The sequence below is a fragment of the Thalassospira sp. A40-3 genome, assembly GCF_015871485.1.
GTDB lineage: Bacteria > Pseudomonadota > Alphaproteobacteria > Rhodospirillales > Thalassospiraceae > Thalassospira > Thalassospira tepidiphila.
In genome coordinates this window covers 1,501,957-1,517,013 of record NZ_CP065428.1, presented here as the reverse complement: position 1 = coordinate 1,517,013, position 15,057 = coordinate 1,501,957, and the positions used below count along the sequence as shown (strand labels likewise).

Genomic DNA, 15,057 nt, shown 5'->3' with positions numbered 1-15,057 from the left:
ATCGGCTTATATACATTTAACCCCAAGTTGGGTTATACTGGACGTCATGATACAGGCAGGTGCAATACAGGTTATCCCCGGCAGTGGCGGGCAACTTGGCCAGATTATTGCCACACGCGCCCTGCTCGGCTCCGGGAGCCAACCGCCGACCAACGGGTCGGGCGGAACAGCTGCGTCTGCGCCGCAAACATTGCCAGCCGCCGTTGCGCTTGTCCCGCTTTCGAGCACCATCGCCGCCACACAAGCCCCGGCAAACGAACCCTCGGCACGGACAGAGCAACCAACCCCGTCGCAATCCTCCAGCACGGGCGAGCGCCAACCGGCACCGCCACCGTCACCTGCGCCTGCGCAATCCGCACCGGTCAATAGTGCGGCCTCGGTGGTTACGATCATCCAACAGCTTGATCCGCGCGATATTCATGGTGCTGCACCGGACGATGCGAATACCCAAAGCCCGACACAGCGCCAGCAGGAAGAACGCGAAGCCACCCCGGAAAACGCGCGCCAGCCCACCTCAAACCCGGCCCTTCTGACCGCGTCGGAACGCGAGATCGTTCGTGAACTCAGTGCCCGCGATGCGATTGTCCGGACAGAGGAAGAAAGCCACCAAACCCTTGCCGGTGCCAATGCCGGCATGATCAGCTATAGCTATACCGCAGGCCCCGACGGGCGGCTTTATGCCACCGGCGGCAAAGTAAGCATCCGCCCCATTCAGGGGCTTGATGGTGCGGCAGCCATCGCCAATCAGGCCGCGATATCGCGCGCGGCATCGGTGCCCGGAAGTTCGGCGGCTGATTTCAACGTCGCCAAGGGCGCATCAAAGAACATCTCGGCAATGATCGCCTCACAGGCCAGTGCGGCGGCAGAAAGCTATCGCATGACCCTTGGCCTGAATGCTGCGCCGGGCAAAGTGGATCTGAGCGGTTAGCATCCGAACCACCTCCCCCGTCATTCCCGCACAGAGCCTGTGCCCGCGAAAGCGGGTACGGGAATCCATTATCGGCCACGACATAAAGATTCCGGACCATCGCTGCGCGCCGTTTGGAATGACGACAGCCCAACAAAAAAAGCGGCCCAGATGGAGCCGCTTTTGTTTTGTCGTGCGTTTGCGCTTAGGCGTAATGCCAGAACACATCAAAGCCCGGATTAAACACCGTGACCGGGCCTTCGCCGGTTTCGATCTTCTCGGCGAACTTGGCCGGCTCCGCCCGTTTTTCCAGCGTGATCTGATCGCCATTGATCGGCAGGCCGTAATATTGCGGACCATGTATCGACGCAAAGCCTTCGAGCTTGTCCAGCGCCCCTTCTTCCTCAAACACGTGGGCCAGAAGCTGCACGGTGTTGTTGGCGGTAAAGATCCCGGCACAGCCACACGGGCTTTCCTTGCGCTCGTCAGTATGCGGCGCTGAATCCGTGCCCAGGAAGAAACGCACATCACCCGATGTGGCGGCTGCACGCAGCGCCAAACGATGCTTTTCACGCTTGGCCACCGGCAGGCAATACATATGCGGATGAATGCCGCCGACCAGAATGGCATTGCGGTTAATGATCAAGTGGTGCGTTGTGATCGTCGCCCCCAAATTCTTGTCATTGGCTTTGACATACTCGACACCGTCTTCGGTCGTGATGTGCTCCATCACAACGCGCAGCTCCGGCAACCGCTTGCGCAGCGGATCCAGAACCCGGTCGATAAACACCGCTTCACGGTCAAAGATATCAATATCGGGATCGGTCACTTCGCCGTGCACACACAGCGGAATGCCAAGCTCTGCCATACGCTCCAGCGCTGGCATGGCATTATCGAAATTGCGCACACCACTGTCCGAGTTCGTGGTCGCCCCTGCCGGATAAAGCTTGAGTGCGGTGATCACACCGGCCTTGTAGCCTTCCTCGATATCATCGGGATTGCTGCCCTCGGTCAGATAAAGCGTCATCAGCGGCGTGAAATCGTGGCCCGACGGGATGGCCGCCGTAATCCGGTCGCGATAGGCCACCGCATCGGCGGTCTTGACCACCGGCGGTACCAGATTGGGCATGATGATCGCACGGGCAAAATGTTCGGACGTCTCGCCAATCACACCTTTCAGCATCTCGCCATCGCGCAAATGCAAATGCCAGTCATCAGGACGGCGAAGGGTAATGCGATTGGTCGACATGCGGCGATCTCCTGGCAAGCAATGAATCCGTTTGGGAAATATGGAGCGTTACCTAGCAGATTGGCGCGGAATTGGGAATGTTAAAGGAATTGCTCATTGAAACTTTCCCGACCACCTAACAACCCTCTATGATTGATTCACCGGACACAATCTCAATCAAAAACCAACAAATACTGGAGGGCCTAATTGGAATCACTAAAGCCAATTGCAAACCTAGTCGCACTAACCGGCCTCCTATTTTTCTCCTTTCTAACAGGGGCGCTCTACGGCCAAAGATTTGAGGAAATTAACTGGTCTACAATTTTTGCTGGTTTCCTTGGCTTAGCTGGCGGAGCGTGCGCCTTGTTGGCTGCACGGTGGGAAAGGCAACAAAGAGTAAAAATCGCGACGTTCAAGTTCTACGAGTTTTCTAGAGCGTCCCTTTCCCCTCTTATTCGGCTAATGCAAAATGAGCTCATTGCGTTAAAAAACGGCCAAAAACAGCCTTCGATAATAGATCGAGAATTAATCGGTTATCTAGACAGGATGTTGCCTGAAGTCACCGATGACCTGCCACTTAAGATCATTCAAGCCTACAGCAGAATGGAGGTTTTTAAGGTCAACATCAGCACTCCGATCTCAATTTCAGAGCAAGACACCCAAATTCATAGGAAAGTACTGGCCGATGCCTTGGAGTTAGGAATTATCAATGCCCTTCAACTTCAGACCGAACTAGAGAAATATGGCTCAAAGATCAAATTGGATTAATCCAGATCAGAAACGCGAAAGTCCCAGCTATTTCTGTCTGACCTTTTCACACTGGGGCGAGTGATGGGGAGAAGGGGATAAATTTATTTTTCTGCCCGCCCTGCGCGCCACGCTTTTCACATGCTCTTTATCGCTTCTGTCAGGCCAGTGAAAGTACCGCCCCCTCAAGTAGATCCGTCAAGTCCCCAAAATATCCGCCGGATCGTGCGGGTGACGTCGGGTCAGAGGTGATGGCCACCGCCAGGTTCTTTTGCGGATGTGCCGCGATGATCTGGCCACCATAGCCACGTGCGATAATGAAGCCGCTGCGGCTCAGGAACCAGCCATAGCCATAAGCAAGACCCGAATAAGGTGATCGTGTGTGGGTTTGGGTTGACTGGTCTATCCAGTCGGCCGGGATGATCTGATCGCCATCGAACCGGCCTTGGTCCCGCATGAGGGTCGCGATGCGCAACATCCCGCGCGGTGTCATCGCCATCTGGTTCCCGCCGAAATAATAGCCTTGCGGATCCTGTGTCCAAGCCGGAATTTCAATGCCGAGCGGCTGACCAAGAACATCGCGCGCCTGCGCAAGCAGACTTTTTCCTGTTGCAACCGCAAGCACCGCACCAAGGATATGCGTCGTACCGGTGGAATAGATCATACGCCCGCCGGGAGTTGCGACCATCGGGCGGCGCAGCGCAAAGGAAACCCAGTTATCGGAATTGACCCACGCGCCGTAATTACGCCCTGAGGTGCCCTCGAGCCCGGCCCTGAGCGTCACCAGATCTTCGATGGTCAGATCTTCCACACCAGGGGTGGCGTCCGCTGGAATGATAGACGGCGCGATTTCGCCGATGGTGGCGTCGACCGAGGGGATCGCGCCCTGTGCAATCGCATGGCCCGTCAGCAGACCGATGATGCTTTTAGAGCAGGACTTGATGTTCGCAACCCGATCCAGGCCCGGCCCACGCGGCGACTCAGAAACGATGACCTCGTCACCGCGTTGGACCAGGATCGCATGAAGCTGGGACATGTTCGCAATTCGCGACCGGATGTCGGATGGCGTTTGTGCGAAGGCCCTGGCCACAAAGGGAGTGGCCATAGCACCCAGAAGGGTCACTGAGAAGGCACGGCGGGTCAGCATCGGATGGCGTCTGTCGCTTGGCATATCCATCAGTCCTTGGCGGTCGGGATCACATGCGTACTCAACCTTCCAGCCAAGCAAGCCAGAAGACATATTCCTTATCTGGAATTAATTCGTCAGGAATGTGACATCGGATCACAATCGGACAAGCCCCCCAGCCAGGAGCCAGAGCCAGAGCCAGAGCCAGGGCCATGAGCCAGGGTCAGGACCTAGACACTCACGGCAATATCCGAAAATGCTTCGCCTGCCAGTCTTTGCGCAAAGGCACGTTCCAGCCCCTGCTCAAACCCGCGCGTGTAGCCCTCGGTATCAAACAGAGGCTTGATCTGGCGGTTGGCGGCAAGTTTGGTGCGGATATCGGACAGCATGTCCGGATTTTGTGCGAGCTTGAGGATGAGTTCCTCATAGGCCTCTGGCGTCTCGGAGATCAGCTCCCGCAGGCCAACAGCCGAAAGCAGGCTGGCGGCAACGCGGGCGGCAAACTGTTTCCCGGCCAGTGTCACCACCGGCAATCCGGCCCAAAGCGCGTCGCTGGCGGTCGTATGGGCGTTGACATGGAAGGTATCGATAAACAGATCGGCATGGCGCAGGCGAGCGAGATGTTCGGATTGCGGCATGTAACCGGCAAAGATCAACCGATCCCCCGAGATACCCTGCTTTTCCGCCGCCGCGCGCAAGTTTTCCTTGGCGACATCATTATTGCACCAAAGCCAGAGCACGCTGCCCTCAACCTTCGCCATTACCCGCATCCAGATGGCAAATTCAGTTGGCATGATTTTGTAATTGTTGTTGAGACAACAAAACACAAAGCCATCCTCGGGCAGGCCGAGCTCCGCGCGCGTCATCGCATTTGCCGAAATTTCACGGGTATTGTCATTGGGCTGATAGCAATCAGGAAGATAAATGATCTTCTCGTGATAGCCGCTGCGCTGTTCGGGCGGAACAACCACCGGGTCGGCGACGATATAGTCGATGAAATCGCATCCAAGCGTACCGGGATAGCCAAGATAGCTGATCTGCAGCGGTGCCAGACGGGCGGCAAACGGCTCCAGACGGCTATCGCGGGTATAGCCCTTGAGATCAATGGCGATATCAAGGTTTTGCCCCCGCGCAAGCGTGATCAGATCGCCATCGGACATATCGCGCACGTCAAAGAACTGATCAACGTTATCAAGCACCTGATCGCGCTGTGCGCCATCCTTGTTCTTGCCATAGCTGAACACGAAGATTTCGAACTTTGATCTGTCATGATGGCGCAAAATGCCTGCCATCAGGAACATGGTCGCGTGATCATGAAAATCGGCCGAGAAATAGCCAAGCTGGATTTTGCGGCCTTCTGGCGAAGTTGGCTTGATCGTTGAAACCGGGGCTGCTGGCGGCAACAGGCTTTTGGCAAAGTTGCGCGACCGGGCAAGCTGATGGGCCGGGTTATCTTCAAACGGCAGAAGCGGGAATGGCAGGGCCGCATCGCCCGTGATGCCAAGCTGAGCGGCATGTTGCGCAAACAGATCACACGCCCGCCAGTCGCACAGATGGCTTTGTTCGCGCAATTGTTCGACCATGGCCGGGACATAGCCCGGCTTGACCGCAAGTGCGCGTTGATAGGCCTCAACCGCCTCTGGCAGGGATTTAAGGGCGGCCATGGTTTGACCAAGCCCGTACCAGGCCTCGGCCAATTTCGGTTGCAGCTTGAGCGTCTTGAAATATTGCTGCTTGGCGTCTTCAAGCAGGTCACGTTCGCGCAGCGTATTGGCAAGGTTATAGTGCGCGTCAACATAATCGGCCTTGCGCGCAATGGCGTTCAGGTAACAGGCTTGCGCCTCTGCAAGCTTGCCGGCACTCTTAAGGATATTGCCCAGATTGTTATGCGCCTCGGCAAATTCGGGGGTGCGCGCGATCACCGCGCGATAGCATTCCTCTGCCTCATCCAGCTTGCCCAGACGTTCCAGAATGACCCCAAGGTTGCTTTTGGCCGCCACCATATCGGGCTGCAGGCGGACAACGTTTCGCAAGGCCTGCTCGGCATCGGAAAGCAGGTTCAGATTGCTGCTCACCGCGGCACGGAAGTTCCAAAGCTTGCCGGAATTACCATACTGACCCAAAAGCTGGCCGGTCATGGCATGCACATCTTGCAAACGACCGGCCTGATAGGCTTGCGAAAGTTTGACAAACACCTCGGCCGGTGGCTCTGCCGCACCAGACGCAGCCCCCTTTGCAGGCGCTGCAACCTTCACTGGGCCGCTGAGTTCGGCAAGGGCCGTTTTGACCCGTTCGTTTTTGGGATAATCGGCAAGGATGGCTTCATAAAGTGCGCGCGCCTCGGCCATTTCGCCTTTACGCATATGCGCCTTTGCGCGCTTCATTGCCTGATCAACTTTGAGCTTCGCCATGCCGCCCCATATCGCCCCGAACATTGATATTTTCGGGCAGTCTAGTCGATCACCCGCCAAAGGCAACCGGGGCCGCGGCAAAAATGCGCGTAAAAGACAAAAGGCCAGGCATTTCTGCCTGACCTTTTCACAAATGGGGCGAGTGATGGGACTTGAACCCACGGCCCCCAGTGCCACAAACTGGTGCTCTAACCACCTGAGCTACACCCGCCATCGTGTGGCGCGGTTTATATGGCCCGAGGCCCGCAACGTCAAGCGCATATTTTCAATTTTTTAGCCCGATTTCCGCCAAGTTGTTCAAAGCACCGATTTTTGCGGGCTTGAGCAATCCTGATCGGGATTCTTTGTCCTTTCCTATCCGTAAATTGGGCACCCCACCCGTCTGAACATCTTGCATCCATGCTCACATGGCTTAATTAGGGTCTGAATTTACTGAATGCTTGTAATGGCATCAGAACGATCAAGAAATGCAAGGAAATCGCCGAAGCGCGGGGCCATCCCCGAGCAAGGTGATTGACGAGGCAGGTCGCAGATTGTTCTGATGTCCTTCGGATCGGAGGCATTTGCACGGGCTATTGCGTCGCTTCACCTTGAAAGGCAGTGAGCCTTTCTGCGGTAAAGCTCCTGATATCCGCACAAATGCCTCGCGACCATTTCAAGCATTCAGTAGATTTCAGACCCTAATCTGGTTCAATAACAGGCTATTGCCACAAATGCAGGTTACCAAGACACCATATATAAAGGGTTGCTTGCCTGTCTTGGCATGGAAACGGCCGAATAATAGAAAAACAGACGGAGTATCGGAATGAAGTGGGGCATCCTTAGCACCGCCAAGATCGGCACGGAAAAGGTCATCCCGGCCATGCAGGAAAGCGAACAGCTTGAAATCCTGGCGATTGCCGGTCGTGATCTTGAAAAGACCCGTGAGGTCGCTGAAAACATGCGCATTCCGCGCGCCTATGGTTCGTATGAAGAACTGCTGGCTGATCCGTCAATCGAGGCGATCTACAATCCCCTGCCCAACCATTTGCATGTCGAATGGACGATCAAGGCGCTTGAGGCCGGAAAGCATGTGCTGTGTGAAAAGCCGATCGGCCTTGATACCGAAGATGCCAAACGCCTAATCAGCGCCCGCGACAAAAGCGGCAAGCAGGTGCTTGAGGCCTTTATGGTCCGCCATCATCCGCAATGGCTGGAAGCCCGCAAAATCGTCGAAAGTGGTCAGATCGGCACGCTCACCACGGTGCAAAGCATCTTTACCTATTTCAATGCCGATCCGAATAATGTCCGCAATAAAAAGGACATTGGCGGCGGCGGATTGCTTGATATCGGGTGCTATTGCATTGTCGGACCGCGCTTTATCACCGGCAAGGAACCCGTCCGCGTGGTGTCGCTGATGGACAAGGACCCGAAATTCGGAACCGACCGTTTGGTATCTGGCATGCTTGATTTCGGTTCGGGCCTGCAGGCAAGCTTTGTGTGCGGCACACAATCCGCCGCGGTACAGCGTGTGCATATTCTGGGCACCGAGGGCCGGATTGAAATCCTGATGCCGTTCAATCCCGTGCCGGAAAACGAAGCGATCATTCGCGTTGCCGGTCAGAAACAGCCGGGCTTTGACGACGCGCGCGAAATCAAGTTCCCGGTCTGCAACCAATACACCCTGCAGGGTGAAGCCGCGACAGCGATATTTGCCGGTGAAAGCCCGGTCGATTATCCGATTGAAGATGCAATTGCCAATATGCAGATTTTGGATGCATTTGCCCGCTCTGCCAAAACCGGCAGCTGGGAAATGGTCAAATCCTGATCAACGTATTGCCGATACTCAACTGCACAAAAGCCGGGGAAACCCGGCTTTTTCTTTGGCCAATCACGCGCCGGCAAACAGGGCGGATTTAGCCTTGAGCCGCGGGAAAATAAAGTCATTGAAGGCCCGAACGCGCGGCACAGCTTTAAGATCGCGGTGCATCAGCATCCAAAGATCATTATCAAGCCCGTCAATCGCATTACCAAGGACCGCGATATTGTCAAATGCCCCGGCAAGAAACATCGGGAGGACCGCATAACCCGCCCCGGCATTGACCAACCGCGCCACATTCAAAAGTGAATTGCTGCGCATCGCGACATGCTGATCGTGAAAATGTTTGTCGCGCCACTGGGCGGCCTTGATATGGGCAAGGCTTTCATCACAGGTGATCCATGGCCCATCGCCATCCTTGGGATCACCCATGCCCTTTGCGGCACAAACCACCGATCGGATCGGGGCAATCTGCCGTCCGACCAGATTTTCATTCGGCGCATTGCTGGGCCGGATGGCGATGTCTGCATCGTGACGGTTGAGATCATAAAACCGGTTATCGGTCACGACCTGCACGGTGATTTCCGGATAGGCCTGCGCAAACGCCGCAAGATCATCTGCCAGCACGGCATGAAGCAATGTGTCGGTCGTGGTCAGGCGTAGCGTGCCGGTTGGCCGGATATCCTGTCCGGCCAGCGTTCGGGCAAGCACGGCCATTTCGGCTTCAAGCTTCTCGGCGGTTTCGATGGCCGCCAATCCCGCTGGCGTTGGTTGATAATCACCCTGCTGTCGCTCAAACAGCTTGGCACCGATACGACTTTCAATATCTGCCATGCGGCGAAACAGCGTGGAATGGTGAATGCTGGTCTGTCTGGCCGCCTGCGTGATGCTGCGCGCCCGCCCCACCGCCAGCACCAGTTTCAAATCATCCCATTCCAGCATGTGCAATCCTCCGAACGCGCCTTCTGCTCATTCGCATTATTGCACATACTATTCGATATATCGCAAATTTACTTCGCACGGATGCACATCGATACTGATCCCATCAACCAACGATATTTCTGATGGAGATTGGAAAATGACCAGAACCATTACCCGTGACGAGCTGAAAGCGGCCCTTGGCACCGCCAATGCCCCGACCCTGATCGAAGCACTTCCGGCGCGGTATTATGTTGATGCCCACCTGCCCGGTGCGATCAACATTCCCCATGATGCCATCGATGAGGGCATCAAACAGATCCTGCCCGATCTGGATGCACCGATTGTTGTCTATTGCGCCAGCGGCCCGTGCAAGAATTCCGGCATTGCCCAGATGGCGCTGACCAAGCTTGGCTACAACAATGTGCGCGATTATCACGAAGGCAAGAATGACTGGCGCGAGGCGGGCCTGCCGCTCCAGGGACAGGGCACACTTGAACAAACAGCCTGACACTATCGCCCTCGCGCAACCAAAACGGGCCGACATTTACATGTCGGCCCGATGCTCTTTCAAATGCCTTGTTTTGCGCCCACGGCTTACTTGGCAAACGCCTTTTTCATCCGCGCAATCGCCTCGGCCATTTTGGCTTCGTCCTTGCAGAAGCAGAACCGCACAAAGTTGCGCACGCCACCGTCTTCGCCCTGATAGAAGGCCGATACCGGGATGGCGACCACGCCGGCTTCCTTGATCATGATCTGGCAGAACTCGACATCATCGCAATCATAGCCAAGAGGACGGAAATCGCAGGTGATGAAATAAGTGCCTTGCGAATCAAGGACGTCAAATCCGACCTCCTTAAGTCCCTTCATCAGATAGTCGCGCTTGGCCTGCATTTCGGCGGTGAAGTTTTCGAAATAGGCATCATCCTTGTTAAGCCCATAGGCGACACCATGTTGCAGATCGGGTGCGACGGTAAAGACAAGGAACTGATGCGCCTTCTTGATCGGCTCCATCAGCTTTGCACAAGCCGTGATATAGCCAATCTTCCAGCCGGTCAGCGAGAAGGTCTTGCCAGCCGATCCGATCCGCACGGTGCGCTCATGCATACCCGGGAACGTCATCAACGGTTTGTGCTTGCGCCCGTCAAAGACCAGATGCTCATAAACCTCGTCACAGAGTGCAATCACATCATGCTTGATGCACAGATCGGCAATGAATTGCAGCTCGTCATCGCCATAAACCTTCGAGCACGGGTTCTGCGGCGAATTCAGCAGGATCAGCTTGGTTTTTTCCGAAAAGGCCGCCGCCAGTTCTTCGCGTGGCAATTCCCAGTGCGGCGGGGTGACGCGCACCAGTTTGGGAATGCCGCCCGCCAGCTTCACCATCGGAAGGTAGCTGTCATAAAGTGGCTCGATCAGGATGACTTCATCGCCGGGCGCGACCAGACCAAGGATCACATCGGCCAACCCCTCGGTCGCCCCGACAGAGACCAGCACTTCTTTTTTCGGATCAACCTCGATGCCATAAAATCGCTTGTTATGGTCGGCAACAGCCTGAAGCAGTTCGGGCACACCTGCCAGCGGCGGATACTGGTTGGACAGCTCCATTGTCGCCTTGGCGGCGGCTTCGCGAATATCAGCCGGGCCATCTTCATCCGGTGCACCCTGCCCCAGATTGATGGCCTTATGTTTCTGGGCCAGTTCGTTCATCACTTCGAAGATCGTGATCCCGCCCGAAGCGAAAAGCGGATTGCCGACGAATTCGGTCATGAGGCGTCCTTTATATTATGGTCGTTCACCGGATGGTGGCCCCCGGTCGTATCATGGTCAGTCGAGTCCCGGTCATCGGGTATAATTTTTGTGCCCGACAACACCCTTGCATAGCAAATCCTGTCGCATGATGGCCCCGGAATGGCAAGCCCGGAGAGGTTTGATGCGGCCTGCCTGCCCTTCAAACAGGGTGTTTGCATATTTTTTGAACATCTTGCCTAAAACACAGTCACCAGCAAACCAGAAAATCTTAAAAATTTCATGGGTTTTGCTGGGTTTTCGCACAGAGAATCCTTAGAATGCCGTTGCCGGTGAAAACTGGCATGGTCCGTGCAATAGTCAGCGGGCGAAGCATTACGCTTTACAGAGTTCAACGCAACTCTCGCCAAAAAGCAGAGGGCGCTAATGAAAAAAATTGAAGCCATCATCAAGCCGTTCAAGCTTGACGAGGTAAAAGAGGCCCTTCAAGAGATTGGTCTCAAAGGGATTACCGTCACCGAAGCCAAAGGTTTCGGACGTCAGAAAGGTCATACGGAGCTGTATCGCGGCGCCGAGTACGTTGTGGACTTTCTGCCGAAGGTAAAGCTGGAAATCGTCGTCGAGGACACGCTGGTAGAGCGTGCGATTGAGGCAATCCAGCAAGCCGCTCATACCGGGCGTATCGGCGACGGTAAAATTTTCGTTTCCTCACTTGAGGACGCGATCCGTATTCGTACTGGTGAACGGGGTAACGACGCGATCTGATCGGTCACGCCTTTCGTTGAACACCATACGGTAACTGTTTATGAGTTTTAAAGGGTTGCATCATGTCTGACGCTGCTTCTGTACTTAATCTGATCAAAGAAAAAGGCATCCAGTTTGTCGATCTGCGCTTTACCGATACCAAAGGTAAATGGCAGCACACCGCACAGGATATCTGCACCATCGACGAAGACGTCTTTGTTGACGGCATCATGTTCGACGGTTCGTCGATCTCCGGTTGGAAAGAAATCAACGAATCTGACATGATCCTGATGCCGGACCCGTCGACCGCCGTTGTTGATCCGTTCTCAGCACAGCCGACCCTGATCATTGTTTGTGACGTTATCGAACCGGCCACCGGCCAGGGTTACGAGCGTTGCCCGCGTTCGACCGCGAAACGCGCACTGGCATACATGAAATCGGCCGGTATCGGCGACACCGCATATTTCGGCGCAGAGCCGGAATTCTTCATGTTCGACGACGTTCGTTGGAGCACCTCGCAGGAAAGCATGGCCTACGCGCTTGACTCCGAAGAAGGTCCGTACAACACCGGTACCGAATTCGAAGGCGGCAACCGCGGCCACCGTCCGGGTCCGAAGGGTGGTTACTTCCCGGTACCGCCGGTTGACTCGGCAAACGACATCCGTGCCGAAATGGTCAACTACATCAACGAAATGGGCGTGCGTTGCGAAAAGCACCACCACGAAGTTGCTCCGTCGCAGCACGAACTGGGTATCGCTTTCGGCACCCTGATCGAACATGCTGACGCTGTTCAGACCTACAAGTACTGCATCCACATGGTTGCACACCAGTATGGCAAAACCGCAACCTTCATGCCGAAGCCGATTTTCGGTGACAACGGCTCGGGCATGCACGTGCACCAGTCGATCTGGCACGAAGGCAAACCGCTGTTCGCAGGTAACGGCTATGCTGACCTTTCTGAAACCGCTCTGTACTATATCGGCGGTATCATCAAGCACGCCAAAGCTCTGAACGCTTTCACCAACCCGACGACCAACTCCTACAAACGTCTGGTCCCGGGCTTCGAAGCACCGGTTCTGCTGGCATATTCTGCCCGTAACCGTTCTGCTTCCTGCCGTATCCCGTACACCGCGTCTCCGAAAGGCAAACGCGTTGAGATCCGCTTCCCGGATCCGCTTGCCAACCCGTATCTTGCATTCACCGCAATGCTGATGGCTGGCCTTGACGGTATCGAGAACAAGATCCACCCGGGCGAAGCAATGGACAAAAACCTCTATGACCTTCCGCCGGAAGAGCTCAAAGAAGTTCCGACCGTTTGCCGTTCGCTGCACGAAGCTCTCGACAGCCTTGATGCAGACCGCGAATTCCTGAAAAAAGGCGATGTGATGACCGACGACCTGATCGACGCATACATCTCCCTGAAAATGGAAGAAGTTGTTCGCTTCGAACAGTCTCCGCACCCGGTCGAATTCGACATGTACTACAGCGGCTAATCTTCCATCCGGAAGACATTGCTTACGCGAAACGCCCGGCCGATTGGCCGGGCGTTTTTCGTTTCACCGTCCCTGCCCTAACAGTTTGCTTACCCCTTTGCCGCTAAGCTTGACCTTACCTTTCGCATCGGGATTAAATCAGCTTCATGACCAAGCCAGCATCACCATCGAGTTTCGCCGAAAAGCGCAACCGTCAAAAGGCTGACAAACTGATCCAGGCCGCGCAAAGCGCCCTTGCATCAGGCAACGCCGCAGATGCCAAGGGACGCGCACAGCAGGCGATGTCAACCGCGCCAGGCTACGGCCCAGCCTTGATGATGATGGCGCAAATCCACCGCGCAACGGGCAATCTGAACGAAGCCGCACAGTTACTGCAATCCGCCTGCAATCTGCCTGACAGTAAAATTGACTATTTCCGTGAACTTGCCGGCATTTTTGCCAGTGCAGGCCGGTATGATCTCGTTCAGCAAATCCTGTTTGCCGCGATCCGCAAATTCCCGACCCATGGGCAGACCTATAGCGACCTTGGCGTTTACCTTATTCAGAGCGAACACATCACCCAAGGCATCACCATCCTTGAAAAAGCCGTCAGCTTCAGCCCCGATAACTGGCAGGCATTGAACAATCTTGGGGCAGCATTGCTTAAGGTCGGGCGCGAAAAAGAAGCACTGGAATACCTTGCCCGCGCAGAAGAGATCGGCCCGGATGATCCAGAACGCCGAACAAGCAATCTGCTACAACTCGGCGAAGCGAAACGCCACATGGGCGATCTGGAAGGTGCGCAGGAATGCTTCCGGAAAGTCATCGCCCAAAACCCTACATCAGGGCGTGCTTGGCATGATCTGGCCGATGTCATGAAGTTCAAGCCTGATAGTCCCGAAATCAAAATGATGAACGATATCCTCAACGATGCTGACATCGTACTGCAAAAGGTTGATCGGGAGATGATCGGCTTTGCACTTGGCAAGGCCTATATCGACAGCAAAGACCCAAAGCAGGCCATCCACCATCTTGATGCCGCCAATGCGCTGCGCCGTCAGGACTTCGCCGAAAACACGCCGACGCAAAAGGCCTATGATTCAAAAATTGCCTGCGGGCGGGTTCGCGCGATTGCCGATTATTTTCCGGCAGAGTTATTCAAAGACCTGCCGCAACAAGACGACAACGGCCCATCTCATGCCTTTATCGTTGGCATGCCGCGCTGTGGCAGCACACTAACTGAACAAATTCTTGGCAGTCATCCAGAAACATTGGCAACGGGTGAGTTGCGGACATTCCCGAAATTCAAAGATCGCCTGTTTGGCACACTTTTCCCCAGTCAGCCGGAAGACCATGACAAAATCGGTAATTCTGCGCTGCTCGCGGAACTTGGGAACGCCTATCGCGAAGAAGTCCACGCGATGTATCCGTCCACCCCGGCGACAAAGCTGATCATCGACAAGATGCTGGGGAACTTTTCCTGGGTTGGCTTGATCCTGCTTTCCGTGCCGGGCGCCAAGATCATTCATTGTCGCCGCAATCCGGTCGATACATGTCTGTCTTGCTATTCCAAGCGTTTTGCCAATCTGCAGGTCTATACCTGCAACCAGACAGAACTGGGCGAGTTTTACCGCGCCTATGAGGACCTGATGGCGCATTGGCGCGCCGTCCTGCCAAAGGATCGGTTTATCGAGATCAATTACGAAGATCTGGTCACCAATATCGAGCCCGAAGCCCGCAGGCTGATCGACTTTCTCGGCCTGCCCTGGGATGACGCGATGCTGGATTTCCACAAAACAGAGCGCTCTGTCCGTACTGCGAGTGCTGCACAGGTCCGACAGGGCCTTTATCAGACCAGTGTTGAACGCTGGAAACCGTATGCACCCTATATCAAACCGCTCTTGAAAGCCCTGGGCATTAAACCCGATTGAACCAAGCGCGCTGATACTTCGTGGAA

Annotated in this window: 12 protein-coding genes and 1 tRNA gene; 7 read left to right on the top strand and 6 right to left on the bottom strand. The window is 55.2% G+C overall.

Annotated elements, in window-relative coordinates; all coding sequences use genetic code 11:
* Window positions 1-46: 46 nt before the first annotated feature.
* Window positions 47-928: a putative metalloprotease CJM1_0395 family protein gene (locus tag IT893_RS06780; RefSeq protein WP_008890698.1), complete on the top strand. Its 882-nt coding sequence runs from the start codon at window positions 47-49 to the stop codon at window positions 926-928.
* 184 nt (window positions 929-1,112) lie between these two features.
* On the opposite strand, the gene pyrC is transcribed toward IT893_RS06780, so the two are convergent.
* Window positions 1,113-2,156, bottom strand: a complete 1,044-nt coding sequence (gene pyrC, locus IT893_RS06775; RefSeq protein WP_008890697.1) for a dihydroorotase — start codon at window positions 2,154-2,156, stop codon at window positions 1,113-1,115.
* A gap of 186 nt (window positions 2,157-2,342) precedes the next feature.
* Here pyrC and IT893_RS06770 point away from each other — a divergent pair, with 186 nt between their 5' ends.
* Window positions 2,343-2,903, top strand: a complete 561-nt coding sequence (locus IT893_RS06770) for a hypothetical protein (RefSeq protein WP_008890696.1) — start codon at window positions 2,343-2,345, stop codon at window positions 2,901-2,903.
* A 139-nt stretch (window positions 2,904-3,042) separates the two neighbouring features.
* Here IT893_RS06770 and IT893_RS06765 read toward each other — a convergent pair whose 3' ends face one another.
* From IT893_RS06765 to IT893_RS06755, 3 genes are all read right to left on the bottom strand, one after another.
* Window positions 3,043-4,122, bottom strand: coding sequence for a serine hydrolase (locus IT893_RS06765; RefSeq protein WP_197147274.1), 1,080 nt, complete (start codon window positions 4,120-4,122; stop codon window positions 3,043-3,045).
* A 116-nt stretch (window positions 4,123-4,238) separates the two neighbouring features.
* Window positions 4,239-6,419, bottom strand: coding sequence for a tetratricopeptide repeat protein (locus IT893_RS06760; RefSeq protein WP_167549075.1), 2,181 nt, complete (start codon window positions 6,417-6,419; stop codon window positions 4,239-4,241).
* A 134-nt stretch (window positions 6,420-6,553) separates the two neighbouring features.
* Window positions 6,554-6,630 (bottom strand) — tRNA-His (locus IT893_RS06755).
* A 594-nt stretch (window positions 6,631-7,224) separates the two neighbouring features.
* On the opposite strand from IT893_RS06755, the gene IT893_RS06750 reads away from it, so the two are divergent.
* The gene (locus tag IT893_RS06750) at window positions 7,225-8,226 is read left to right on the top strand and encodes a Gfo/Idh/MocA family protein (protein ID WP_197147273.1); all 1,002 of its coding nucleotides are present in this window, start codon (window positions 7,225-7,227) and stop codon (window positions 8,224-8,226) included.
* Between the two features lie 63 nt (window positions 8,227-8,289).
* Here the strand turns inward: IT893_RS06750 and IT893_RS06745 are convergent, their stop codons facing one another.
* A complete protein-coding gene (locus IT893_RS06745; RefSeq protein ID WP_197147272.1) occupies window positions 8,290-9,159 on the bottom strand; it encodes a LysR family transcriptional regulator in 870 nt (289 codons plus the stop codon).
* 136 nt (window positions 9,160-9,295) lie between these two features.
* On the opposite strand from IT893_RS06745, the gene IT893_RS06740 reads away from it, so the two are divergent.
* Window positions 9,296-9,646 carry a rhodanese-like domain-containing protein gene (locus IT893_RS06740; RefSeq protein WP_197147271.1) on the top strand — a complete coding sequence of 117 codons (351 nt, stop codon included), beginning with the start codon at window positions 9,296-9,298 and terminating at the stop codon, window positions 9,644-9,646.
* A gap of 86 nt (window positions 9,647-9,732) precedes the next feature.
* Here IT893_RS06740 and IT893_RS06735 read toward each other — a convergent pair whose 3' ends face one another.
* Window positions 9,733-10,905 carry an aminotransferase gene (locus IT893_RS06735; RefSeq protein WP_063088117.1) on the bottom strand — a complete coding sequence of 391 codons (1,173 nt, stop codon included), beginning with the start codon at window positions 10,903-10,905 and terminating at the stop codon, window positions 9,733-9,735.
* A gap of 405 nt (window positions 10,906-11,310) precedes the next feature.
* Here IT893_RS06735 and IT893_RS06730 point away from each other — a divergent pair, with 405 nt between their 5' ends.
* The 3 genes from IT893_RS06730 to IT893_RS06720 all read left to right on the top strand — a co-directional run bounded on the left by IT893_RS06730 (window position 11,311) and on the right by IT893_RS06720 (window position 15,031).
* Window positions 11,311-11,649, top strand: coding sequence for a P-II family nitrogen regulator (locus tag IT893_RS06730; RefSeq protein WP_007091888.1), 339 nt, complete (start codon window positions 11,311-11,313; stop codon window positions 11,647-11,649).
* A gap of 62 nt (window positions 11,650-11,711) precedes the next feature.
* Entirely contained in the window at window positions 11,712-13,121 is a 1,410-nt protein-coding gene (gene glnA / locus IT893_RS06725) for a type I glutamate--ammonia ligase (protein WP_197147270.1), read from the top strand.
* A gap of 146 nt (window positions 13,122-13,267) precedes the next feature.
* Window positions 13,268-15,031, top strand: coding sequence for a tetratricopeptide repeat-containing sulfotransferase family protein (locus IT893_RS06720; RefSeq protein ID WP_197147269.1), 1,764 nt, complete (start codon window positions 13,268-13,270; stop codon window positions 15,029-15,031).
* Window positions 15,032-15,057 lie beyond the last annotated feature (26 nt).

Bases quoted from the DNA above. Each gene is read 5' to 3' on its own strand.
- IT893_RS06730 (WP_007091888.1), top strand. From the start codon at position 11,311: ATGAAAAAAATTGAAGCCATCATCAAGCCGTTCAAGCTTGACGAGGTA.
- IT893_RS06735 (WP_063088117.1), bottom strand. From the start codon at position 10,905: ATGACCGAATTCGTCGGCAATCCGCTTTTCGCTTCGGGCGGGATCACG.
- IT893_RS06720 (WP_197147269.1), top strand. From the start codon at position 13,268: ATGACCAAGCCAGCATCACCATCGAGTTTCGCCGAAAAGCGCAACCGT.
- IT893_RS06745 (WP_197147272.1), bottom strand. From the start codon at position 9,159: ATGCTGGAATGGGATGATTTGAAACTGGTGCTGGCGGTGGGGCGGGCG.
- IT893_RS06780 (WP_008890698.1), top strand. From the start codon at position 47: ATGATACAGGCAGGTGCAATACAGGTTATCCCCGGCAGTGGCGGGCAA.
- IT893_RS06750 (WP_197147273.1), top strand. From the start codon at position 7,225: ATGAAGTGGGGCATCCTTAGCACCGCCAAGATCGGCACGGAAAAGGTC.
- IT893_RS06760 (WP_167549075.1), bottom strand. From the start codon at position 6,419: ATGGCGAAGCTCAAAGTTGATCAGGCAATGAAGCGCGCAAAGGCGCAT.
- pyrC (WP_008890697.1), bottom strand. From the start codon at position 2,156: ATGTCGACCAATCGCATTACCCTTCGCCGTCCTGATGACTGGCATTTG.
- IT893_RS06765 (WP_197147274.1), bottom strand. From the start codon at position 4,122: ATGTCTTCTGGCTTGCTTGGCTGGAAGGTTGAGTACGCATGTGATCCC.
- IT893_RS06740 (WP_197147271.1), top strand. From the start codon at position 9,296: ATGACCAGAACCATTACCCGTGACGAGCTGAAAGCGGCCCTTGGCACC.
- glnA (WP_197147270.1), top strand. From the start codon at position 11,712: ATGTCTGACGCTGCTTCTGTACTTAATCTGATCAAAGAAAAAGGCATC.